At 65.6% G+C, this 22,020-nt stretch carries 23 protein-coding genes and 1 other RNA gene; 14 read left to right on the forward strand and 10 right to left on the reverse strand.

Going from position 1 to position 22,020, the window contains the following annotated elements:
* Positions 1-100: 100 nt before the first annotated feature.
* Positions 101-958 carry a polyamine aminopropyltransferase gene (speE, locus tag QRM60_RS14060; protein ID WP_050912490.1) on the forward strand — a complete coding sequence of 286 codons (858 nt, stop codon included), beginning with the start codon at positions 101-103 and terminating at the stop codon, positions 956-958.
* Positions 959-1,072: 114 nt separating this feature from the next.
* On the opposite strand, the gene QRM60_RS14065 is transcribed toward speE, so the two are convergent.
* The gene (locus tag QRM60_RS14065) at positions 1,073-1,858 is read right to left on the reverse strand and encodes a hypothetical protein (protein ID WP_285446421.1); all 786 of its coding nucleotides are present in this window, start codon (positions 1,856-1,858) and stop codon (positions 1,073-1,075) included.
* A gap of 535 nt (positions 1,859-2,393) precedes the next feature.
* Here QRM60_RS14065 and QRM60_RS14070 point away from each other — a divergent pair.
* On the forward strand, positions 2,394-3,053 hold the full coding sequence (locus QRM60_RS14070; RefSeq protein ID WP_161960961.1) for an RIO1 family regulatory kinase/ATPase: 660 nt from the start codon (positions 2,394-2,396) through the stop codon (positions 3,051-3,053).
* Positions 3,054-3,352: 299 nt separating this feature from the next.
* On the opposite strand, the gene QRM60_RS14075 is transcribed toward QRM60_RS14070, so the two are convergent.
* The gene (locus QRM60_RS14075; protein ID WP_200900803.1) at positions 3,353-3,727 is read right to left on the reverse strand and encodes a P-II family nitrogen regulator; all 375 of its coding nucleotides are present in this window, start codon (positions 3,725-3,727) and stop codon (positions 3,353-3,355) included.
* Between the two features lie 154 nt (positions 3,728-3,881).
* Between QRM60_RS14075 and QRM60_RS14080 the strand changes: the two genes are divergently transcribed.
* The 3 genes from QRM60_RS14080 to QRM60_RS14090 all read left to right on the forward strand — a co-directional run bounded on the left by QRM60_RS14080 (position 3,882) and on the right by QRM60_RS14090 (position 6,557).
* Positions 3,882-4,154 (forward strand): accessory factor UbiK family protein, encoded by a 273-nt coding sequence (locus tag QRM60_RS14080; RefSeq protein WP_040941985.1) that lies wholly within the window; start codon positions 3,882-3,884, stop codon positions 4,152-4,154.
* Between the two features lie 15 nt (positions 4,155-4,169).
* Positions 4,170-5,690 carry a YifB family Mg chelatase-like AAA ATPase gene (locus QRM60_RS14085; protein WP_115557369.1) on the forward strand — a complete coding sequence of 507 codons (1,521 nt, stop codon included), beginning with the start codon at positions 4,170-4,172 and terminating at the stop codon, positions 5,688-5,690.
* Positions 5,691-6,047: 357 nt separating this feature from the next.
* A complete protein-coding gene (locus tag QRM60_RS14090; RefSeq protein ID WP_019238055.1) occupies positions 6,048-6,557 on the forward strand; it encodes a lipocalin family protein in 510 nt (169 codons plus the stop codon).
* 10 nt (positions 6,558-6,567) lie between these two features.
* Here the strand turns inward: QRM60_RS14090 and QRM60_RS14095 are convergent, their stop codons facing one another.
* On the reverse strand, positions 6,568-6,744 hold the full coding sequence (locus QRM60_RS14095; RefSeq protein ID WP_012439469.1) for a hypothetical protein: 177 nt from the start codon (positions 6,742-6,744) through the stop codon (positions 6,568-6,570).
* 381 nt (positions 6,745-7,125) lie between these two features.
* Here QRM60_RS14095 and QRM60_RS14100 point away from each other — a divergent pair, with 381 nt between their 5' ends.
* Positions 7,126-8,685, forward strand: a complete 1,560-nt coding sequence (locus tag QRM60_RS14100; RefSeq protein WP_012439470.1) for an EAL domain-containing protein — start codon at positions 7,126-7,128, stop codon at positions 8,683-8,685.
* Between the two features lie 455 nt (positions 8,686-9,140).
* Here QRM60_RS14100 and QRM60_RS14105 read toward each other — a convergent pair whose 3' ends face one another.
* From QRM60_RS14105 to QRM60_RS14115, 3 genes are read right to left on the reverse strand one after another with little or no spacing between them, the layout of a single operon-like run.
* A complete protein-coding gene (locus QRM60_RS14105) occupies positions 9,141-9,311 on the reverse strand; it encodes a hypothetical protein (RefSeq protein ID WP_161960441.1) in 171 nt (56 codons plus the stop codon).
* 13 nt (positions 9,312-9,324) lie between these two features.
* Positions 9,325-10,446, reverse strand: a complete 1,122-nt coding sequence (locus tag QRM60_RS14110; protein ID WP_115557367.1) for an acyl-CoA desaturase — start codon at positions 10,444-10,446, stop codon at positions 9,325-9,327.
* A 9-nt stretch (positions 10,447-10,455) separates the two neighbouring features.
* Entirely contained in the window at positions 10,456-11,532 is a 1,077-nt protein-coding gene (locus QRM60_RS14115) for a ferredoxin reductase (RefSeq protein WP_193589204.1), read from the reverse strand.
* Between the two features lie 93 nt (positions 11,533-11,625).
* On the opposite strand from QRM60_RS14115, the gene fabR reads away from it, so the two are divergent.
* The 5 genes from fabR (at position 11,626) to QRM60_RS14140 (ending at position 17,789) form a co-directional block, all read left to right on the forward strand.
* On the forward strand, positions 11,626-12,273 hold the full coding sequence (gene fabR / locus QRM60_RS14120; protein ID WP_011038955.1) for an HTH-type transcriptional repressor FabR: 648 nt from the start codon (positions 11,626-11,628) through the stop codon (positions 12,271-12,273).
* Between the two features lie 378 nt (positions 12,274-12,651).
* Positions 12,652-13,311: a UdgX family uracil-DNA binding protein gene (locus tag QRM60_RS14125; RefSeq protein WP_285446422.1), complete on the forward strand. Its 660-nt coding sequence runs from the start codon at positions 12,652-12,654 to the stop codon at positions 13,309-13,311.
* Positions 13,312-14,392: 1,081 nt separating this feature from the next.
* Positions 14,393-15,514, forward strand: a complete 1,122-nt coding sequence (locus QRM60_RS14130; RefSeq protein ID WP_115007513.1) for a slipin family protein — start codon at positions 14,393-14,395, stop codon at positions 15,512-15,514.
* Positions 15,515-15,571: 57 nt separating this feature from the next.
* Positions 15,572-16,792, forward strand: a complete 1,221-nt coding sequence (locus QRM60_RS14135; RefSeq protein WP_285446423.1) for an RtcB family protein — start codon at positions 15,572-15,574, stop codon at positions 16,790-16,792.
* A 199-nt stretch (positions 16,793-16,991) separates the two neighbouring features.
* The gene (locus QRM60_RS14140) at positions 16,992-17,789 is read left to right on the forward strand and encodes a hypothetical protein (RefSeq protein ID WP_285446424.1); all 798 of its coding nucleotides are present in this window, start codon (positions 16,992-16,994) and stop codon (positions 17,787-17,789) included.
* 154 nt (positions 17,790-17,943) lie between these two features.
* On the opposite strand, the gene QRM60_RS14145 is transcribed toward QRM60_RS14140, so the two are convergent.
* The 4 genes from QRM60_RS14145 to QRM60_RS14160 all read right to left on the reverse strand — a co-directional run bounded on the left by QRM60_RS14145 (position 17,944) and on the right by QRM60_RS14160 (position 20,306).
* A non-coding RNA gene (locus tag QRM60_RS14145) (sX9 sRNA) lies at positions 17,944-18,018 on the reverse strand.
* Positions 18,019-18,079: 61 nt separating this feature from the next.
* Entirely contained in the window at positions 18,080-18,949 is an 870-nt protein-coding gene (locus QRM60_RS14150) for an alpha/beta fold hydrolase (RefSeq protein WP_285446425.1), read from the reverse strand.
* On the reverse strand, positions 18,949-20,061 hold the full coding sequence (locus QRM60_RS14155) for a DUF3182 family protein (RefSeq protein ID WP_285446426.1): 1,113 nt from the start codon (positions 20,059-20,061) through the stop codon (positions 18,949-18,951). Before QRM60_RS14155 ends, QRM60_RS14150 begins: the two co-directional genes overlap by 1 nt.
* 80 nt (positions 20,062-20,141) lie before the next feature.
* Positions 20,142-20,306, reverse strand: coding sequence for a hypothetical protein (locus tag QRM60_RS14160; RefSeq protein ID WP_014506264.1), 165 nt, complete (start codon positions 20,304-20,306; stop codon positions 20,142-20,144).
* Positions 20,307-20,724: 418 nt separating this feature from the next.
* On the opposite strand from QRM60_RS14160, the gene QRM60_RS14165 reads away from it, so the two are divergent.
* From QRM60_RS14165 to QRM60_RS14175, 3 genes are all read left to right on the forward strand, one after another.
* Entirely contained in the window at positions 20,725-21,006 is a 282-nt protein-coding gene (locus QRM60_RS14165; protein ID WP_014506262.1) for a hypothetical protein, read from the forward strand.
* A 42-nt stretch (positions 21,007-21,048) separates the two neighbouring features.
* Positions 21,049-21,315 carry a hypothetical protein gene (locus QRM60_RS14170; RefSeq protein WP_029217015.1) on the forward strand — a complete coding sequence of 89 codons (267 nt, stop codon included), beginning with the start codon at positions 21,049-21,051 and terminating at the stop codon, positions 21,313-21,315.
* Between the two features lie 88 nt (positions 21,316-21,403).
* Complete coding sequence (locus tag QRM60_RS14175) at positions 21,404-21,997, forward strand: DUF4142 domain-containing protein (protein WP_011038964.1); 594 nt, start codon at positions 21,404-21,406, stop codon at positions 21,995-21,997.
* Positions 21,998-22,020 lie beyond the last annotated feature (23 nt).

The raw sequence follows: 22,020 nt of genomic DNA on the forward strand, positions 1-22,020 counted from the left end.
GGCTGCACCAGGCTGCGCCCCGACCCTCACCTGGCGCCGTGCGCCACCTTCTCCCGCCGGGAGCAGGAACAGCCCGTTTCTTTTCGATTAGGACGTCCGCATGAGCACCAACGACAACTGGTACATCGAACACTTCCAGCCCACCGGCTCGGCCATCGGCTACCGCATCAGCGGCAAGCTGGACGAGGTGCAGTCCCCGTTCCAGAAGATCGAGATCTACCAGACCACCGATTGGGGCAAGCTGATGATCATCGACGGCGCGGTGATGCTCACCAGCCGCGACAACTTCTTCTATCACGAGATGATCAGCCACCCGGCGCTGTTCACCCATGCCGCCCCCAAGCGCGTGGTGATCATCGGTGGCGGCGACTGCGGCACGCTGCGCGAGGTGCTCAAGCACCCCGGCGTGGAAAGCGCCACCCAGTGCGACATCGACGAGCAGGTCACCCGCATGTCGGAGAAGTACTTCCCCGAACTGTGCGATTCCAATGAGGATGCGCGCGCCGAGCTGCTGTTCGACGACGGCGTGGCCTACATGGCCAATTGCCCGGCCGGCAGCGTGGATATCGTGATCGTGGATTCCACCGACCCGGTGGGCCCGGCCGAAGGCCTGTTCAACAAGTCCTTCTACGAGAGCTGCTTCAAGGCACTCAAGGACGACGGCATCCTGGTGCAGCAATCCGAATCGCCGCTGGCGCTGCTGGACCTGATCAAGGAAATGCGCACGGAAATGGGCAAGGCCGGCTTCCAGTCGTTCAAGACCCTGCCGTTCCCGCAGCCGTGCTACCCCACCGGCTGGTGGAGCGTGACCATGGCCAGCAAACAGGCCAACGCGGATTTCGCCTTCCGCCAGGCCGACGCGCAGGCCAAGGGCTTCGACACGCTGTACTACACCGCGCACCTGCACACCGGCGTGCTGGTGGCACCGCCGTTTGTGGCCAAGGCGCTGGGCGAGTAAGCGTGAGAAACGCCGGCAGTGGAGTACGCGCTTGCCGGCGTCGTGTGAAACGAGAACGGGGCGGATGTTGTCATCCGCCCCGTTGCCACATCTGCAGTTCCGACGCGCGTCTGATCAGAAGCGCACTTCGGCACCAACGTTCAGCACTTCTGCGCGATTGATGGTGATGTCTTCATCGGAGTAGTAGTAATCGTTGGCGTACACATAGTTCGTATAGAGCACGCTCAAGCTCGCGTGCCGGCCGAGGTCGACGCCAACGCCCGCACCGGCATAGCCGCCGGAAACGCGCTCGTTCGAGTCGCCTTGTGAATTAGCCGACCAGTATCCCAGCCGCGCGACGGCAAACAGTGGGCTGTCGCCGAAGTTGAAGCGCGCCATGCCGCCCAGGCTGCCGAATTCCACGCTGGGAACGTAGTAGCCGTCGTGGTCACTGATACGGGCCAGCTTTCCAACTGCGGCTTCGATGCCGATCAACGTCACCGGGCCTGCACGCCACCGATAACCGGCGTTGAGGCCAAGCATGTCCTGGTCGATGCTTTCGTACACCTTGCCCTGGCCGCCCTGCACACCGATAAACGCACCACTCTTCAGGCGTTGTTCTTCCTGGCGTGGTGGCGGTGGTGCATACGCTGGTGCTGGTGTCGTGTCCACGACCGGGTACGGCGCAGTGGCGGTAGTCATTCCATCGCTGGCGGTCCCGCTCGCATCGGCAGACTGCGCCGACGTGCCGCGTGTTTGCTGCGTACTTGAGGCAGGCGCCTCCGCACTCTGCGTACCGGCCTGCTGCTGCTTTTGCTGCTGGCGGTAGCTGTCCCAGCCGCGCGATAACGATTGCGCCGAGGCCTGTGCCGTGACGCCAAGCGCCGTGCAGGCCAACAGCAGTGTTGCGGTCCTTTTCATCGCATCCCCATGTGTGGAACTCCATCGTCTTCCGCATCCTTGCGCGCGCAGGCATGGCCCAACGGCGTCCGGAAGTGGCGCAGTTGCCGTCAGTAGCTGGAGGCGTTCCCCACATCACCGCATGGCACGCAGGGCGCACGCCTTGGCATGTGCACGCGCGCGCGGGTGATGCAGCCCCCTGACCGCAGCGGCACAGTGCCTGGAGTCTCATGCGCGGTCAAGACGTTAAGTGACCGGTTTCCGATGGACGGTTGAGCCGCGATGCCGGGTCCTTCCGGGCTGCCAGTCGTGCCTCGTCTCAACGTAGCCACTGTGCTGCGCCGCCTCGGCATCTACCTCCAGCAATCGCCTGCATCTGCGCGATCGCCCAAGTGCCTGATCTGGCGAAGCGTTCCACTTCCAGAACATTTCATTTTTTTAACAAATCCAATTTCAGAACTTGGAAGTTCTAAAATTGTCCGGTCCCGATCTAATGATCACCGTGGACCTGCAGACGCGTGACCACTCCCGCGCCCTCAGGGTCCGGAGAGCCGTCATGCACTACCAAGCGCTGGATACCGCCAGCCTGACCATCGCCACCCCCGTGCTGCTCAAGCAAGGCACCCGCCTGCTCGAGCCCACCGTCTACCGCACCCATCTGGATGGGCAGCTGGCGGTGGTCAAGGACTACAGCCGCTACCGGCGCACCCTGCTCGCGCCGATCGCGCGGCTGATGGTGCGCCACGAGGCCAACATGCTGCGGCGCCTGCAGGGCTGGAAGCATGCACCGGCCTTGCTCGGCACCTTGGGCGGCCTGGCGCTGGGCATGGAGTTCATTCCCGGCGACACGCTCAGCGCCAGCGCGGTGGTGGGGCAGGAAGTCTTTCAGCAGCTGCAGCACGCCTTGCGCCGCCTGCATGCGGTGGGCATCACCCATAACGACCTGCATGGCACCAATGTGGTGGTTAGCGCCGGGGTGCCGGTGCTGATCGATTTCACCTCGGCGTGGCGGTTCCCGCGCTGGTTACGCCGCAGCACGCTGTCGCGGCAGCTGCAGCGCAGCGATGTGGCGAACTTCCAGAAGATGCGTCGGCGCCTGGTCGGCATCGCGCCCAGCGACGCCGAAGCAGCGCTCACCGCCGAACCGGGCTGGGTGCGCGGCGTGCGTAACGGCTGGAAGCGGCTGTATCGGCGGCTGAAGGGCGGCGCTGTCTGAGATCCGGCAGGGGTGGCCTTGCGGTGCGTTGTTGATCGCAGGCTGGTGGGATCCACAGGATTGGCTGCGGACTGCGGACTGCGGACTGCGGACTGCGGACTGCGGACTGCGATAAGTCTGTGCCCGTAGTAAGTCGGGCTGCTGCGGTCGTCCGCCGACGATCAGATCCAGATGCACGTGCATGCGTGCATGGCAGCGTCGTCGATCACGTCGTGGCGAGGTCCACCAGCGCCTCTACCCACTGCTCAGCACCAAGCACTACCTGGGAGCGTGGCATTCGCCCCACGGACGAACGTGCCTTACAGCGCGTCGCCGTCCAGTTCGCCGGTGCGGATGCGCACCACGCTGCCCAGATCGTAGACGAACACCTTGCCATCGCCGATCTTGCCGGTGCCGGCCGCCTTGACGATGGCTTCCACCACCTGCTCGGCCTGGTCGTCGGTCACCGCCACTTCGATCTTCACCTTGGGCAGGAAGTCGACCACGTATTCGGCGCCGCGATACAACTCGGTGTGGCCCTTCTGGCGCCCGAATCCCTTGACCTCGGTCACCGTGATGCCCGCGACGCCGCAGCCGGCGAGTGCTTCGCGCACGTCGTCCAGCTTGAACGGTTTGACGATGGCCATGATCATTTTCATCGGGGGCAAGTCCCAGGAATGACGGGCGCGCAGCATACCGTGGACCGCCGCAACACTCATCCCATCCAATGGCAGGGGCCGCCACGGCCGACAGCCGAATGGGACTATCCTTACCACCTGCCGACTGCCCTGCCGATGTCCCGTCTGTCCGGCCTGCACTAGGCTTCCTACGGACCTGCGGAGAACTGCCATGATCGATTTCAACCAACTCGACGACCTTGCCCGCCGCCTCAGCGACCTGGTGCCGCCGGGCCTGCGCCAGTCGCGCGAAGAACTGCAGAGCACCTTCAAGGGTGCGCTGCAGGCCGGCCTGGGCAAGCTGGACCTGGTCACCCGCGAAGAGTTCGATGTGCAGCGTGCGGTGCTGCTGCGCACACGCGAAAAACTCGACGCGCTTGAGCAGACGGTCGCAGCGCTGGAAGCGCGCAGCGGCACCGCGCCGCCCACCTCCCCAACCCCCTGACCCAAGGCCGCCCCCATGAGTCTGGCGCTGGTGCACAGCCGTGCCCGCGTGGGAGTGCATGCGCCTGAAGTCCGGGTGGAAGTGCATCTCTCCGGCGGCCTGCCTTCCACCCAGATCGTGGGCCTGCCCGAGGCCGCGGTGCGCGAGTCACGCGAACGGGTCCGTGCCGCCTTGCTGTGCGCACAGTTCGAATTCCCCGCACGCCGCATCACCATTAACCTTGCGCCGGCGGATCTACCCAAGGACGGCGGGCGCTTCGACCTGCCGATCGCGCTCGGCATCCTTGCGGCCAGCGGGCAGATCGACCGCCAGGCCCTGGCCGACTACGAATTCCTCGGCGAACTGGCCCTCACCGGCGAGCTGCGCGGCATCGATGGGGTGCTGCCTGCGGCCCTGGCCGCCGCGCAGGCCGGGCGGCGCCTGATCGTGCCGCTGGCCAACGGCGCCGAGGCGGCCATCGCCGGACACGTGCAGGCCTTTACCGCGCGCACCTTGCTGGAAGTGTGCGCCGCACTCAACGGCACCCAGCCACCACCGGCCGCCGAACTGGCGATCGTGGCGCTCGGCGCACGCGCACTACCGGACATGGCCGACGTGCGCGGGCAGCCGCATGCGCGCCGCGCCCTGGAGATCGCCGCGGCCGGCGGCCATCACCTGCTGCTGGTCGGCAGCCCTGGCTGCGGCAAGACCTTGCTGGCCTCACGCCTGCCCAGTCTGTTGCCGGACGCCAGCGAGGCCGAGGCGCTGGAAACCGCCGCCATCACCTCCATCAGCGGACGCGGCCTGGACCTAGCCCGCTGGCGGCAACGCCCGTATCGCGCCCCGCACCACACCGCCAGCGCGGTGGCGCTGGTGGGCGGTGGCACCCATCCGCGCCCGGGCGAGATCTCATTGGCGCACAACGGAGTGCTGTTCCTGGACGAGCTGCCCGAGTGGCAGCGGCAGACCCTGGAAGTGCTGCGCGAGCCGCTGGAGTCCGGCGTGGTCACCATCTCGCGGGCCGCGCGCAGCATGGACTTCCCGGCGCGGTTCCAGCTGGTCGCCGCAATGAATCCCTGCCCGTGCGGCTGGGCCGGCGATGCCAGCGGGCGATGCCGCTGCAGTGGTGACGCGATCCGCCGGTATCGCAGCCGCATCTCCGGGCCGCTGCTGGATCGCATCGACCTGCACGTCGACGTGCCGCGCCTGCCGCCGCAGGCGCTGCGCAGCGGTGCGACCGGCGAGGACAGTGCCAGCGTGCGTGCACGCGTCGCCGCCGCACGCGAACGCCAGCAGGCACGTGCGCAGGTGCCCAATGCCCGCATGGACCAGGCCGCCACCGACCGCCACTGCCGGTTGGGCAATGACGATCAGCTGCTGCTGGAACGCGCCATCGAACACCTGCAGCTGTCCGCACGGTCGATGCATCGCATCCTGCGCGTCTCGCGCACCATCGCCGATCTCGACGACAGCGCCGACATCGCCACCCGTCACCTCACCGAAGCCATCGGCTACCGCAAACTCGACCGCGCTCTCGATACCTCCAGCGCCGCATGACGTGTCTTGATGGATGGCTCTGGCAACGCGACCGGCGGCAGACGCATGCGGGTTCGTGGTGAAGGAAAGACGCGTGGCCACTGCGGTGACGCCGCTGGGTGTGTCGCCAGGCTGCTCTGCGCTGCTCGATCAACACACTGCGTGTGCCGTGCGCTGCGTGGCCGCACGCCTGCGTTGCACCTGGCTGCGCTGATCTGCTCGGCACGCGCACTGCGCGGCGCCTGCTCGAAAACAGCCCGCTGCGGTCAATCGCAGGAGCCCGCAACCAGCGCGTAACGCCACCCCGCACCACATGCCGACACCCGATTCATGGCAGTGCGCGTACAACTGCGGCGATCCCACTGCACAGAGGCCGCCATGAGCCGACATCCCGACCTGTCCACCGTCGCATCGTTGGACCTGAGCCGTTATCTCGGCACCTGGTACGAGATCGCCCGCCTGCCGATCCGTTTCGAGGATGCCGATTGCACCGATGTGTCTGCGCATTATTCGCTGGACGCCGACGGCGGCATCCGCGTGCAGAACCGCTGCTTCACCGCCAAGGGGGAGCTCGAGGAAGCGGTTGGGCAGGCACGCGCGATCGATGAAACGGGCGCACGCCTTGAAGTCACCTTTTTGCCGGAAGGCTTGCGCTGGATTCCCTTCACCAAAGGCGACTACTGGGTGATGCGCATCGATAGCGACTACACCGCTGCGCTGGTTGGCAGCCCGGATCGCAAATACCTGTGGCTGCTGGCGCGCTTGCCGCAGCTGGACGAAAACATCGCGCAGACCTATCTGGCCCATGCACGCGAGCAGGGCTTCGATCTGGCGCCGCTGATCCACACCCCGCATACGGGGCGGCTGACCGAGCAGCCGCTCCCGTAGCGCGGCACCGCTAGTTGTTGAGGGTGCCCAGGTCCTTGGCGGCGGCCTGCGCGCCCTCCAGGCTGTCGAAGGCGACGCCGGTGTCGCCCACCACGTACTTGGTCACCTCGCCGTCGCGGGTGGCCTCCTGCATCTTGAAGATCGGCACTGCATCGGTGCCGCCGACGCGTTCTTTCTGTTGGGTCATGGGTCGTTCTCCATCGAGGGCGCCAGCATGGCGCCGAGGTGTCGGATCAGTGCAGCACTGCCGACGACCTGACCCTACCCGCTGCCCCGACGCGGGTGCGTGAACCCAACAGGGCCGGACCTTTCAACACCGGCACAAGCGGCCGCGAGCATAAAAACGCGACCGCTTCGCCGAAACGCTGCCCGCAATGCACGTGTGTGTCGTACATTCGTGACGTGCAGCCTCATCTGTCACCGCCGCCCGCCATCTCCGCCCCCATGCGGCGGTGTTGCGTGGCCGAACATCCGCCACAGCGCAAACCACTCTCGAGCGCGCCGCGCGTGGCTGCCCACCCTGCCATCGGCCAGCCGGCAATGCTGGCCACCCATGTCAGGATCTGAAGTGAAGCGGCACCGCATCATCAGCGTCACCGTGCTGCTTGCCCTGCTGTGTGCAGCGCTCCCCACCGGCGTGTCGTATTACCTGGCGTGGCGGTTGGCGCTCACGCGCGAGCAGGCCGAGTTGAGCCGGCTGGCCGAATTGTCGATCCGCCGCACCGACACCGCCTTCGACGAGGCGCATGGCGCGCTGCTGAGCATGGCCGCATCGACCCTGCCCTCCTGTTCGCCCGCGCACCTGGCGCAGATGCGCGCGCTGGTGCTGAGCAGCCACCACATCGTCGAACTCGGCCATTTCCAGCAAGGTCAGCTGCGCTGCACCTCGTGGGGCACGCTGGACGCGGCAGTGCCACAGACGCCTGCGGACTTCACGGTCGCGCGCGGGATCGCCGTAACCACCCGCCTGCTCCCGCTGGCCAGCCCGCAGCACCCGGTGATGGCCCTGCACCTGGGCGACTACAACGTCCTGATCAACCCCTCCACGCTCACCGACATCAACGTCCCACCCGGCCTGCAGTTGGCGATCGGCACGCCGGCCGGGCAGATCCTCAGCAGCACCGGCACCGCCGCCGAACAGTTGCTGCAAGGGCAGGCGCTGGCGGCCACCTCGCATGCCGCGCCGGCCTCGGAAGTGCTGTCCGGGCGGGCGCGGCGCGGCGATTGGGTGGCCGTGGTCACCGAGCCGGCCGCCTATCTGCGCGGGCCGCTGGCGGCCTTGCGCCTGCAGCTGCTGCCGGTCGGCATCCTGGTGGCGCTGTTGCTGGTGGGCGCGGTGGTGTGGGTGTCGCGGCGGCGCCTGTCCCCGCTGGCGCGGCTGGAGATCGCCGTGCAGCGTGGCGAGTTCGTGGTGCATTACCAACCGATCATCGCGCTGGACAGCGGCGACTGCGTGGGCGCCGAGGCCCTGGTGCGCTGGCAGCAGCCCGGCGGCGCACTGGTGCCGCCGGATGACTTCATCCCGTTGGCCGAGCACAGTGGGTTGATCCTGCCGATCACCGACCTGGTGGTGGCCGAAGTCATCCGCGACCTCGGCCCGATGCTGGCGGCCGACCGCTCCCTGCACGTGGCCATCAATGTCTCGGCCGGCGATATCAAGAGCGGCCGCGTGCAGAGCGTGCTGGCCGATGCATTGGCCGGCACCGGCGTGGACAGCGGGCAACTGTGGGTAGAAGCGACCGAGCGCAGCCTCATGGATATCGATGCGGCGCGCACCACGATCATGCATCTGCGCGGCGCCGGCCACACCGTGTCCATCGACGACTTCGGCACCGGCTATTCGAGCCTGCAATACCTGCAGGGGTTGCCGCTGGACGCGTTGAAGATCGACAAATCCTTCGTGGATACCATCGGTACGCACTCGGCCACCAGCGCGGTGACCTCGCACATCATCGAAATGGCCAAGACCCTGCAGTTGCGCACCATTGCCGAAGGCGTGGAGCGGCAGGAGCAACTGGATTATCTGCGCGCCCACGGCGTGGACCTGGCACAGGGCTGGCTGTTCTCGCGCGCCTTGCCGGCGGCGGGATTCATCGCCTATCGCAATGCGCTGCGGCGGACTGGCTGAGCGTCGGATCGCTGATCTGCTAGTTGAGTCGTTGAGTCGTTGAGTCGTTGGGTCGCTGGGTCGCTGGGTCGCTGGGTCGCCAATCAGCAGACAGGCTGCGCGCTGCAAAACTACCTCGTGCGTCTCATTCACTTGCATGCGCTCCGCAAGCATCGGTTCGTGCCTCGCCATACCCATCACGCCGTCGCTTCCAGCCAGTCACCAGATGACGGTGACGGCGCAGGGCTGGCTGTTCGCGCGCGCATTGCCGGCGGCGGATTCATTGCCTACCGCAATGCACTGCAGCGGACTGGCTGATCGCTGTAGCGCTAATCGGCTATTCGGCTAGTTGGATCGTTGGATCGTTAGGTCGCGATCAGCGGGCATGCTGCGCGCTGAAATAGCGACGCGACAGTTGTTACGCATTACCGCATGCACTCCAACGCAACCGCCCCTTCCGTTCCGGCGACATCGCATCACATCGCGGTTCCAGCAACGCCAACAGCGATGGCGTAGGCGCTGTCCATACCCGCTTCCGTTGCACGTGCCAGCGAGCGCAGCTGCTCGTCAATATAGGCAGCCAAGCAGTTACGCACCCCACAAACACAATCGGCCTGCCGCACGCGCGACAGGCCGATCATTTGCATCAGGTCGCAAGCCTCAGGCGCGTTGCAGTGCGCCGTCGTTCTGCCGCACCGGTGCCGGGCGGCTCGGGAAGGCGTGCCGCACGATCCGCCACATCACCTGGCCGAACTGACGCGGCAGCGAGCCGGTGTTGTAGTGCTGGCCGTAGCGCGCGCAGATCTGCTTCACTTCGACCGCGATCTGCGCATAGCGATTGGCCGGCAGGTCGGGATAGAAGTGGTGTTCGATCTGATGGCTCAAGTTGCCCGACAGCACATTCATCAGCTTGCCGCCGGTAAGGTTGGACGAACCACGCAGCTGACGCAGATACCAGTGACCACGCGACTCGTTGCGGATCGATTCCTTCGGGAACACTTCCGCATCGGCGGTGAAGTGGCCGCAGAAGATGATCACGAAGGTCCAGATGCTGCGCAGCATGTTCGCGGCCAGGTTGCCCAGCAGCACGGTCAGGAAGAACGGGCCGGCCAGCAACGGAAACACGATGTAGTCCTTGAGCATCTGGCGGCCCATCTTGCGGCCGACCGGCAGGAACGACGCGCGCAATTCGGCGGCCTTCATCTTGCCGGCGAACCAGCGGCCCAGGCGCAGGTCCTGGATCGCCACGCCCCATTCGAACAGCAGCGCGAACACCACTGCGATGAACGGCTGCAGCAGGTAGAACGGGCGCCAACGCTGCTCGGGGAAGATGCGCAACAGGCCGTAGCCGATGTCGTCATCCATGCCGCGCACGTTGGTATAGGTGTGGTGCTTGAAGTTGTGGGTCTTGCGCCAGTTGTCGCCGGTGGCAACGATGTCCCACTCGTAGGTGTTGCCGTTGAGCTGCGGGTCGCCCATCCAGTCGTACTGGCCGTGCATGACGTTGTGGCCCAACTCCATGTTCTCCAGGATCTTGGACAGGGTCAGCAGCACCACGCCGGCGATCCACGCCGGGATCAGCACGCTGTGCACGAAGGCGCCCAGGAACAGCAGTGCACGGCCGGCCACGCCGGTCCAGCGCACGGCCGCGACGATGCGGCGGATGTAGCGCGCGTCGGCGGCGCCGACCTGGGTCAGCACGCGGGCACGGACGGCATCGAGCTCGTCGCCGAAGGACTGCAATTCGGCGGCGGACAGGGCGCGGTTATGGACTCGGCTCATGAGGGTTCCTTACAGATCCAGGATCAGGTCGGTGCTGGCGGCGCTGATGCACAGGCGTACCTGTGCGGTGGGTTCGCTGCTGCGCTCGCCGGTCAGCAGGTGCCGTGTGGTGCCGGACTGGCGCGCACACGCGCAGCTGTTGCAGATGCCCATGCGGCAGCCGTGTTTGGGACGCAGGCCCTGGGCTTCCAGCCCTTCCAGCAGCGACTGGCCGCGCGGCAGGGTCAGCGTACGGCCGCGGCGTGACAGCTGGACCTGCACCTGGCCGGCTTCGCCGTCGTCCAGTACCGGCACGCTGAAGGCTTCGGCCTGGAACCGGGCAACACGGTCCTGCAAGCGCGCGCGCGCGGCCTGCACGAAACCGCCCGGCCCGCAGGCCATCACATGCCGGTCCTGCAGGGCGGTGACCTGCTCCAGCGGGAAGCTGTCGATGCGCGGCGCAGGCGCGGCGCCTTCGCGGGTGGTGAGCAGTTGCACGCGCAGGCGCGGATGCGCGGCCGCCAGTGCTTCGAATTCGTCCAGAAAGCAGGCTTCGTCGCGCTGGCGCACCCAGTACAGCAGGTCCACGTCCATCGGCATGCCTGCCGCAGCGGCGGCCTGCAGCAGCGCGCGCATCGGCGTGATGCCGCTGCCGGCCGCCAACAGCAACAAAGGTGCGGGCGTTGTGGGCAGCAGCATGTCGCCGAAGGCCGGATCCAGCGAGACCACCGCACCCAGCGGCGCCTCACTGGCCAGATACGTGCTGACCAGCCCGCCAGTGATCGCCTTGACGGTGATCGCCAGGCGGCCGTCGGCCAGCACCGTGGGGCTGTAGCTGCGTAGCAGGCGGCGGCCGTCGATTTCCACGCCGATGCTGACGTGCTGGCCGGCGTGCAGGCCCTGCCAATGCCCATTGGGCTGGAACAGCAAGGTCACTGCATCCCGGCTGGCCGGCGTGCGTGCGACCAGCCGCGCCATCGGGCGCTCCAGGGTCCACAACGGGTTAATCCGAGTCGCCCAGAAGTCGAACAGCTGGGGCGACACCAGCCGGCGCGCCAGGCGCGTGGGCAGCGGGGACTTGGGCATGTGAGCAGGAGCCGAGTTCATGGGGTGCACTATACGCACGCATGCACAGACGTGTATACAGTTGTATATCGACCAGAGGGGCTATGATTCAGGCCCACGCCCGGCTGCCGCCTCATGACCTCCATCGCCCTGCCATCCCACGACGCGCCGCCGTCACGCAAGCCGGCGATTTCACGCGAGGACCTGATCGCCGCGGCACTGTCGTTGATTGGCCCACACCGCAGCCTGTCCACACTGAGCCTGCGCGAAGTGGCCCGTGAGGCCGGCATCGCGCCGAACAGCTTCTACCGCCAGTTCCGCGACATGGACGAGCTCGCCGTGGCGCTGATCGATCTGGCCGGGCGCTCGCTGCGCACCATCATCGGCCAGGCACGGCGGCGGGCCACGTCCACAGACCGCAGCGTGATCCGGGTGTCGGTGGAGACCTTCATGGAACAGCTGCGCGCCGACGACAAGCTGCTGCATGTGCTGCTGCGCGAGGGTGCGGTGGGCTCGGATGCCTTCAAACAGGCGGTGGAACGCGAGCTCAGCTATTTCGAAGACGAGCTGCGCGTGGACCTGATCCGCCTGGCCGCTGCCGACGGCGCCACGCTGCATGCGCCGGCACTGGTCTCCAAGGCGATCACCCGGCTGGTGTTTGCGATGGGCGCCACGGCGATGGACCTGCCGCCGGAGAAAGATCCCGAGCTGGTCGAACAGATCTCGCAGATGCTGCGCATGATCCTCACCGGCGCCCGCACGCTGGGCTCGCACGGCCACTGAGTGTTGCGGGACGGCCGGTGGTTCCTTGTCGGCACCGCTGGATTGCGTGCGCCATTGCCGCTGTGGTGCGCCACCGGTATCCCTGCGCGAATGCGTGCTTAGTCGCCTACAAACCGTTGGATGCGTCCCGGTGCATGCACTCAAGCGGCGCGGCGGTGCGTTGCCCACAGTGCGACCGTCTGTCGCGATTGGGCTGCGTTGAGAGCGCGCCCAGCGCGTCTCCCGCATGCCTGCCAAGGCCGCCGTTGCAGCAATGGCCGAACACGCACGCGCACCGTCACCACCCAGTGAGCATGTCGGCGCGCACCACTGCGTGATTCACGGCGTCTCGGCGGGCCGCGCCCTAGCGTCGGCTACCCGCTTGCCTTGCCGCTGCCCATGCCTGCGCACCGCATCCCTTCTGCGCCCACCACTCCATTGGCCAAGCCGGTGGACACCGTGCCCAGCGGCACCTTGCCCGCGCTGCGAGCGCAGGCACAGCACTGCCGTCGCTGCGATCTCTGGAAGCCGGCCACCCAGGTTGTATTTGGCGCCGGCCCTGCCCGCGCGCCGTTGATGATCATTGGCGAACAGCCCGGGGACCAGGAAGACCAGCAGGGCCGCCCGTTCGTGGGCCCGGCCGGCCAGTTGCTGGGCACGCTGATGGCCGACGCGGGCCTGGATCCGGCGATGGCCTACGTCACCAACACGGTCAAGCATTTCAAGTTCGTCCCGCGCGGCAAAGGCCGGCTGCATCAGTGCGCCACTGCCGGCGAACAGGCCGCGTGCCGGCCGTGGTTGGCCGCCGAACTGTTACGGGTGCGCCCACGCATTGTGCTGGCGCTGGGCGCGATGGCAGCGCAGACCCTGTTCGGCAACGCGTTTCGATTGACCACCGAACGCGGGCAATGGCGCGCGCTGAATGGCCGCACCACTGCGCTGGCAAGCTGGCACCCGTCCGCCATCCTGCGCATGCGTGAGCCCGAGCGCACCGCCACGCACGCGCTGCTTCGTGAGGATCTGGCCCAGGTCGCGGCCGCACTGGATTACCTCCGATGATGCCCGGAGATAATCGGCCCGATTATTTTTTTTGCATAAAGTCCTTGCACAAGAAAAACAACGCGAGTAATGTTCGCGCCCTCGGCAGGTACGCCCTGCACTTTTTGGATTCCCGCGCAGATGACCATTCATCTCCCCAGCAAACAGGACCGACTGCAACGCGCCAACCGCGTTCCGCAGACGCGTGTCGCCGTGCTGGCAGCGCGGATGCACACCTTCGATTGATCTTCAGCCACAGGAGATCGGTCACCCGATCTCCGAGGCTTGCGAACGCCCTCGGATGCTGCATCCGGGGGCGTTTTCGTTATGCGTTCGCTCAACAGGTTGGTGCGGCTGATCGCCGAAGACACCCGGGCAGGGAACGCCCGGCAACACGGAAGTTGCAGTGCTGCGAGGCGCGCAAGTGCTGTGCCCAGGTGTCGGGCACGGGCGGCAGACGATCATGCGTACACATGGATTATCGTTCCTAAAGAACGGTAATCAGAAACGATGCAGAAAGGTTTCCAGCGGTTTTGAGTTTATTCCAGCTGGTGTGCGCGGCGTGCCGTGGCATATACCGGAAACCCCGATGCAGTTTCTGACATCGGATGTCGGCTCCTGGTGGGAGCGGTGGCGTCAGCCACAGGGTCGGTTCGATTCCGGCACATCCACCACTGGATAGCTCAGTTGGGTAGAGCAGCGGAGTCACCTCCGTGAGTCGCGGGTTCGAATCCCGCTCCACCATGACCTTCCACGTCATGCACCACGGGACGCATGTCCCAACTCCAGGAAACGCCCTTGCCTGGTGTAAGCGCACACCCGTGCGCGGCCACCAGACAGCGGCGCTGTCGCCGGGCCTGTGGCCTGACGCTGCCTTCCCTGCAGTGCGCCTGGCCGTGCGGTTCGCCGTGTTGGTCATGTGCGGTGCGGCGGCAGCGCCAACCCACCGTGCTCCGCCACCGCGCTGTGTCGGGCGTTTCCTTCTCTTTCTCGCTTGCGCCGCGTTGCGTCGGCAATGGCTTCGTCCCGGTTCCGATCCGGGGGACGAGGCGTGCGTGTGTGCCCGGATCGGATCACCAGAGCCAACCCAAGGAGACATGCCATGTTCTGGACCAAGAAGGTCGTGATCGGTGACGGCGAACGCGGCCTGGTGTATCGCGACCGGCGCTTTACGCGCCTGCTCATGCCCGGCGTCTATCGCCTGTTCGATCCGTTGCATCGCCTGACCATCACGCTGCATGCGGTGGGCAATGGCGCCCCGGTAGGGGCCGAGGCCGAGCGGCTGATCGAGGCGCTGGGCCCGCAGCTGGAGACGCACTGTGTGCTCGCCGACATCGGTGCGCATCAGGTCGGCCTGCTGCTGCGCAACGGCGTCCTCGACGGCGTACTGCCGCCGGGCTCGCGCACGCTGTACTGGCGTGGGGCCACCCCCCTGTCCGTGCAGGTGCTGCCGCTCAGCGATGGGCTGCAGGTGCCAACGGATGTGCAGCGCCGGCTGCGCCAGCTCGGCACGCTGTCGAAGGTAGCCAGCTGCGTTGAGGTGCCGGCCGATTCGGTCGGCCTGGTCTCGGTGGATGGCACGCTCGCACCACCGCTGCCACCCGGGGCATATGCGTTCTGGAATTTCCAGAACACCGTGGTGACCGAAGTGGTCGACCTGCGCGTGCAATCGGTCGAAGTCTCCGGCCAGGAGCTGCTGACCCGCGACAAGGTGTCGTTGCGGGTCAACCTGGCTGCCAGCATGCGTATCACCGATGCGGTGGCGATGCGCACCCGCGTGGCCAAGGCCGGTGATTTGCTGTATCGCGAACTGCAGTACGGGCTGCGCCGTGCGGTGGCCAGCAAGACGCTGGACGAGTTGCTGGGCGACAAGGCATCGCTGGACGCCGACATCGTGGCGCATGTGCGTAGCAGCGTGCACGGCTTCGGCATCGAGGTGCTGGGCGTCGGCGTCAAGGACGTGATTCTGCCCGGCGAGATGCGCGCCATCCTCAATGCCGTGGTGCAGGCAGAAAAGCAGGCGCAAGCCAATGTGATCCGCCGGCGCGAAGAAGCCAATGCCACGCGTTCACTGCTCAACACTGCAAAGTTGATCGAGGAAAGCAGCGTGCTGATGCGGCTGAAGGAACTGGAGGCCCTGGAAAAGGTCACCGAAAAGATCGACACGCTCACCGTGTTCGGCGGCCTGGATGGCGTGCTGAAGCAGCTGGTGACGCTGCGCTGATGATCGCCGTGTGCGGTGGACGGATCCGCCACGCACGGCCCCAAAGGAATGAGAACAATGAACACACATACCTACGAATTACTGCATGCCGAAGGCACCTCCACGCCGATCAAGGGCTGGGTGCGCGGCGTACCGCTGGAAGAACAGGCGCATGCACAGCTGCGCAACATCGCCGCCGTACCCTTTGTCGGGCCGTGGGTGGCGGTGATGCCCGACGTGCACCTGGGCAAGGGCGCAACCGTGGGCTCGGTGATCCCGACCCGCGGCGCCATCATCCCGGCTGCGGTCGGGGTGGACATCGGCTGTGGCATGGCCGCAGTGCGCACCACGCTGCGTGCCAACGATTTGCCCGACAACCTGGCCCAGCTGCGCTCCAGCATCGAGCGCAGCGTGCCGGTGGGCAATGGCCGTGGTGGCGAACACCGTAAGCTCCCGGACAGCATCGCCACGCGCATTGCACAGTCCGGGCTGGTGCCGCGCCTGGAGGCGATCAAGCAGACCCATCGGCGCATCCGTACCGACAAGCTGGAGTGCCAGATCGGCACGTTGGGCGGCGGCAATCACTTCATCGAGATCTGCCTGGACGAAACCGATGCGGTCTGGGTGATGCTGCACAGCGGCTCGCGCGGCACCGGCAACCTGATCGGCACCTATTTCATCGAGCGGGCGCGTGAGCAGCTGGCGCACCGCGTGCTGGGCTTTCATTTGCCCGACAAGGACCTGGCCTTCTTCATGCAGGGCGAGCCGTTGTTCGATGAGTACGTGGAAGCGGTGTCGTGGGCGCAGGATTACGCCCGCGAAAATCGCGAGGCGATGATGGCGCGGGTATTGGCGGAAATGCGCCACCGCCTGCCGAAGTTCCAGCTGGAAAAGCTGGCGGTGAACTGTCACCACAACTACGTGCAGAAGGAAACGCACGGCGGCGAGGAACTGTTGATCACCCGCAAGGGCGCGGTCAGTGCGCGCACCGGCGAGTTGGGCATCATTCCCGGCAGCATGGGCACGCATAGCTACATCGTGCGCGGGCTCGGCAACGCGGAGAGCTTCCACAGCTGCAGCCATGGTGCGGGCCGGGTCATGAGCCGGACCGCCGCGCGTCAGCAGATCACGCTGGCGCAGCACCCCGAAGCCACTGCGCACGTGGAATGCCGCAAGGATGCGGCGGTCATCGACGAATCGCCGGCGGCGTACAAGTCGATCGACGCCGTGATGGCCGCGCAGCAGGATCTGGTGGAAGTGCTGCACACGCTGCGCCAGGTGGTGTGCATCAAGGGGTGAGCGAGGGCCGCGCAAGCGGCCCTTTTTCATTGCGCGCGCGAATCGACGAACTCATCTGTAGTTGCAGGTGCACAGTTCAGTCATGTCGCGGCCGCACTCACATCCACGCACACACGTTTCACTCCTGCGACGCCATCGTGACGCCACGTTCGCGGACCTGCACTGTCAGGACGCGTCCTTGAAGCACCCCGGAGGCGACATGACCAGCTACGACAAGCACGAACGCAAGACAGAAGCGCAAGACCTCAACCGCGACCCGATCTCCGGTACGCCCGGCTCCCATCCGGTGGGCGTGGGCGTGGGCGGCATTGCCGGTGGTGCGGCCGCAGGCGCGCTAGCGGGCACGGTATTTGGCCCGTTGGGCACGCTGATCGGCGCTGCGGCAGGTGTGGTGGCTGGCGCTGCCGCCGGCAAGGGCGTCGCCGAGCGACTGGACCCCACGGTGGAAACCGAATACTGGCGCCAGGAGCATCGCAACCGCCCGTACTACAAGGAAGGCACCGACTACGATCGCGACTACGCCACCGTTTACGGATTCGGCCTGCAGGCGCGCGAAACCCGCCCCACCAGCACCTGGGAAGAGACCGAAGCCACGCTGGCAGGCGAATGGCCGCGCAACCGTGGTGAATCGCGCCTGGAGTGGGACGAAGCCCGCCTCGCCGCGCGTGATGCCTGGGACCGTGCGGATCGCACTCACACCGTGTATCGCGACAGCGACACCCACTACCAGAGCCGCTTCGACAACGTGGGTTACCGCGAAGCCGATTACTCCTACGATGACTATCGCCCTGCGTACCGCTATGGCATGCAGGCGCGCCAGCAGCATGCCGGCCGCCAATGGGATGACCATCTGGAGCGCGACCTGGGCGACGGCTGGGACCGCTTCAAGGCCGATTCGCGCCTGAGCTGGGAAAAAGCTAAGCATGCCGTGCGCGAGGCCTTTGATTCGGACCGTCACGATGGCTCGGTGCGCCGCACCGATGACACCCGTCTTTAAAGGAGCGCGCTACGTGCAGCGCAATGCGTTGCACGTGGATGTCTAACAACAACGGGCCCCGTGGGCCCGTTGTTGTTTTCAACGTCTTGCGAGACTGTCTTGCTGCACGGCAACGTGCGTGTTTTGAACCGCCTCGGCAAGTGCAACTTAGAGCGGCTAACAAAACGTAGCGAGCAGTCGTCAGGTGGGTGCGGACGGCGCGGAGGAACCGGAATGTACCTGGGTACATGCCGATTCCGAGCACCGGCCGCGCCCGCCTGGCGGCTGCGCAGTCGTTTTGATAGCTGCTCTTATCCCGACGTCTTTTCCACCGCACGGATGTCGCCACGAAATTCGCGCGAACCCTGCCCCGGCAACGACACCGCGTCGCCCTGCTGTTCCTTGAGCAACTGCTTGCGTGCGGCCACCACTTCCTTGGCCAGTGCGATGCGACGCCCCACCACCATCTCGGTCAGCCAATCGATCAATGCACGGGTGTATTCCTGCTGATGCTCTTTCACGCTCAACGCGTGATCGGCACCGGCAATGACACGCGAGGTCAGCGAGCGCGCATTGGTGAAAGCATCTGCATAGTTGCGCATCACAGGATGCGGCACGATCACATCGTTCTCGGCCTCCACCAGCAGCACATCGCCCTTGTACTGCGCGCACGCGGCAAGCGCCAGATTGTCGCTTGGCGCCAGTGCACGCCGGCGATAGTCCATCAAGTCCGGGTCGGCATTCAGGCTCACTTTCGGCTGATCCCAATGCGCATCCTTGTAGAGCGCAGGCGAGCGCAGCGCCAGCCATTCCACCGGGCGCTCGCGCGTCAGCAATGCCGAGAGATAGCCCCCATAGCTCAGGCCCACCACCGCAATCGATTGCGCATCCACATACGGCAGGCTTGCCAGCTGATCGTAGGCGGCCTTGATATCGTCCAGGTTCTGCGCACGTGTCACGCTCTGGCGCATCGAGGCATAGCCTTCGTGGCCGCGCAAATCGAAAGTCATGCAGATGCAGCCCAGGCCCACGGCTTCGCGCGCGCGCACCAGGCTGTGATGCTGGCTGCCACCCCACCCGTGCACGAACAACACGCCAGGCATGCCGGTCGGCGTGAGCAAGGTGCCACTGAGTTCATCCTGGCCAACGGGGATTTCGATGCTGGATAGTTTGGCTTCCATCAGTCCGTAGACACCCTCCGGTATTTGACGCGCGGCCCGGGCCCGGGCCGCTGCGCGCGGTAGTAGATCTGTGCGTCGTCCGGCGCATCGCCCTCATACAGTTCATGCGTGGAGGCGGTCACCCACTGCAGCGCCGGGTCCTGCTGAAAGCTGGCAATGGCAGCGAGCTCTGCCGGCGTGGCACCACCGACGCGCCAGGATTGCTCCAGCACACCACAGACCGGGCCGGCCTGCGCGTCCTGTCCACTCACCACATCGTAATTGCGACGCGAGATCTGCAACGCAGGATACGCGGCAGTGATGAATCGATCGTACATGCAGGCCTGCGCGACCACCTGTTTTTCAAGCGGGGGCAACGCGCTGGCGGCAAGCGCTTCGAGCGAGCCGCGGTAGACGCGCAAGCTGGAACCGCCATACACCTCTGCACCATTGCCATCGCGCACGCTGCATTGAGTGCCGTAGTAGGCGATCTGGATGCCGCCGATGCACAGCTCGCCCACGCTATGGGTGTGCGGCTGCACCACGTTGCGCTCCAGCACCGCGCCATGGGTGGCGAGATACGCAGGCGGCAAGGCGTCCAATGCGGCATCCAGCTGCGCGGCATCGTCGATCCGCCACTGGCCATTGCCACCCACACCGGTGGGAAGTTTCAATCGCACGCCACCGCCTGCACGCAACGCCGCTGCTGCCTGCGTGGCATCTGCACGCGAGAACACCGTGTACCCCGGCAACGTGGCGGGCATCAAGGCCGTGGCCAGGGCTTGATTCCAACCGTCCACACGCTGCGCCGCCTCGGTAATCAACGGATGGCCGATGACCTTGGTGGCCAGAAAGGCGTAAGGCACCACGCCGCCCAACACGTCACGCGTGTCCTGGATGCCCAGCGTGCGTGCTTGTGCAATGGTCAGGGTTTCGTCGGGGATATGCAGCGTGTGCGCTGCCGCGCCGCCATCGTGTTGAACGCGCTCATTGCTGTCGGCGTGCATGGTGCGCACGCCCAGCAGGCGCGCCACTTCTGCGCACACCCAGGCATGGGTGGCACGCTCGTGACCATCGTCAGGTACGTCGCGCAGCGTGTGCCCCAGCACCTGCCGGTAGTGCGTGTGTTGCATGGCGTTCCCCTCATGGCAGGTTGTCACTGGCGTGATGCACGCATCGCATGCCATGCCCGCTGTCTACCGCGCCGTGTCAGCTACTTCAGCAACAGGTAGAACCCGAACACGATCAGCAGGACAACGACCAGGCTGACCAACATGCGGCCGCCACGTAGCTCCAACAGGGCGTGCCACCAGACGCGTGCTTCGGGGGTGCCGCTTGCGTGATGCGGCTTTGAACTGCGGTTATTGCTGTCCTGCATCCTGACTGCTCTCTCCATCGCTCCAAGCGTCCACCTTAACGATCAGACGTTACACAGGTGTGGAGCGGTTCAGAATCTTCCGTGAAATGACGCAGTGCGCGCGCTATTTCGCGCAATCAATGCAGGCGACGCGACGCTGTTGCTCCACCGCGCGCAGTGCGTAGTTGAGCGATGCGCCGTAACGTGGCTGCAATTGGCACTGAAAGCCGCAGTGCCTGGTGGCTGGTGCGGCACATGTGCACGCAAGGTGTTCGCACATGAGTTGCGTTGGCACGCTGTGCAGGCGCGGCGCAAAAAGCTGACCAATTAAGCAAACCCTGGCAAACGCCGCGCTGAATTGTCGCGTTCGATGATCATTTGTTGACATACCTGCAGCTACTCTGCGCGTCAAGTTTGTTTAACCCGGAACATGCAGGTCATGAGCAGAGATCCCTCCGTCATCGATGTACAAGCCGAAATCGCGCATTGGCAGGCGCGGCATGCCCAAGGCAATCTCGGCGCCGGCAAGTTCAGCGAATTGTCGCCGGTTGTGAAGATGGCCTGCGACATCTATCTGCAGGCACCGCGTTCCAGCGACCAGGAACGTTTGAGGCTGTTTCGCGACCGTCTGGAACATCACTTCATTTCGTCGAGCACGCAGTCGAACTACGAACAGTTGGCCACTGACTGCTGGCAGCGTCTGGGCAATCGCACAAGTTGATCGCAATCGTTGAGCAAGACCTGTAATCCAATGGAGATCGTCATGAAAACCCCGTATCAAGTGCAGCAGGAGCTGGAACGACTGGAGCGGCTGGTGCCGCACATCATCAGCGACCAGGGCGACCGCGCGGAGGAGATCCTTGGCTTCCATGTAGCCAGTTTGTTGGGCAGCGCACCGGCAAGCGAACACGCGCTGATCCGTGAGCGCACCGCGCACATGGCGCGGATGTGCCGGACCGGGCAGGCTGCAGCACGTGCACCTGTACGACCTCTGGGCATGCAACCCGTTGCCCAGCCGCAGTGGGCCTGATCCATGCGACACCGGAGCCGCTCAGCGGCTCCTTTGCATTTACAGGCCCGTTGACGGCCGCCGCCATTCCCCCGTTCCCAGGACTTTCATGAAACTCACGCTTATTGCTGCTTCGTTGTTGGCTATGCTTTCCCTCAGTGCCTGTGATCGCCCCGGTGGCGACGCCTCGCGGACCGCGCCGGCTGTCTCTCCCGAACCCACGGCTGCCCCGGTGAGCGGCACTGGCGCAACCGAGTTGGCCAAGGGCGACGGCGGCGCGCTGGGCGTGCTTGCGGCGATCGACGAGAACGAAATCGCATTGGCCAAGCAGGCCATCGCACAGGATCTGGGCGGCGCCAACGACGAATTCGCCAAGCAGATGCTGCACGACCACGAGGCCAATCTGGAAAAGACCAAGGCCCTGGGCGCAACCGATTCACCGCGCGCCGATGCGATGCGTGCCAAAGGCAAGGCTGCGGTGGACGCACTGGAAAAGACGCTCACCCTGCCGGACGGCAAGGACGCGTACCGCAACGCCTTCATGCGCACGATGGTCACCGACCACGCCGACACCATCAAGATCCTGGATGCGGAGCTGATCCCGGCCGCGGAGACCGACCCGGTCAAGGCGCATCTGGAAGAAACCCGCCGCGTGGTTTCGGCGCATTTCGAGCGGGCACATTCGGTGTCGTCTTCGCGCTGACGCGCCAGGCGGTACCTGCATCA

The sequence above is a fragment of the Xanthomonas sp. fls2-241-TYG-148 genome, assembly GCF_030208815.1.
In the GTDB taxonomy this organism is placed as follows: Bacteria; Pseudomonadota; Gammaproteobacteria; order Xanthomonadales; family Xanthomonadaceae; genus Xanthomonas; species Xanthomonas campestris.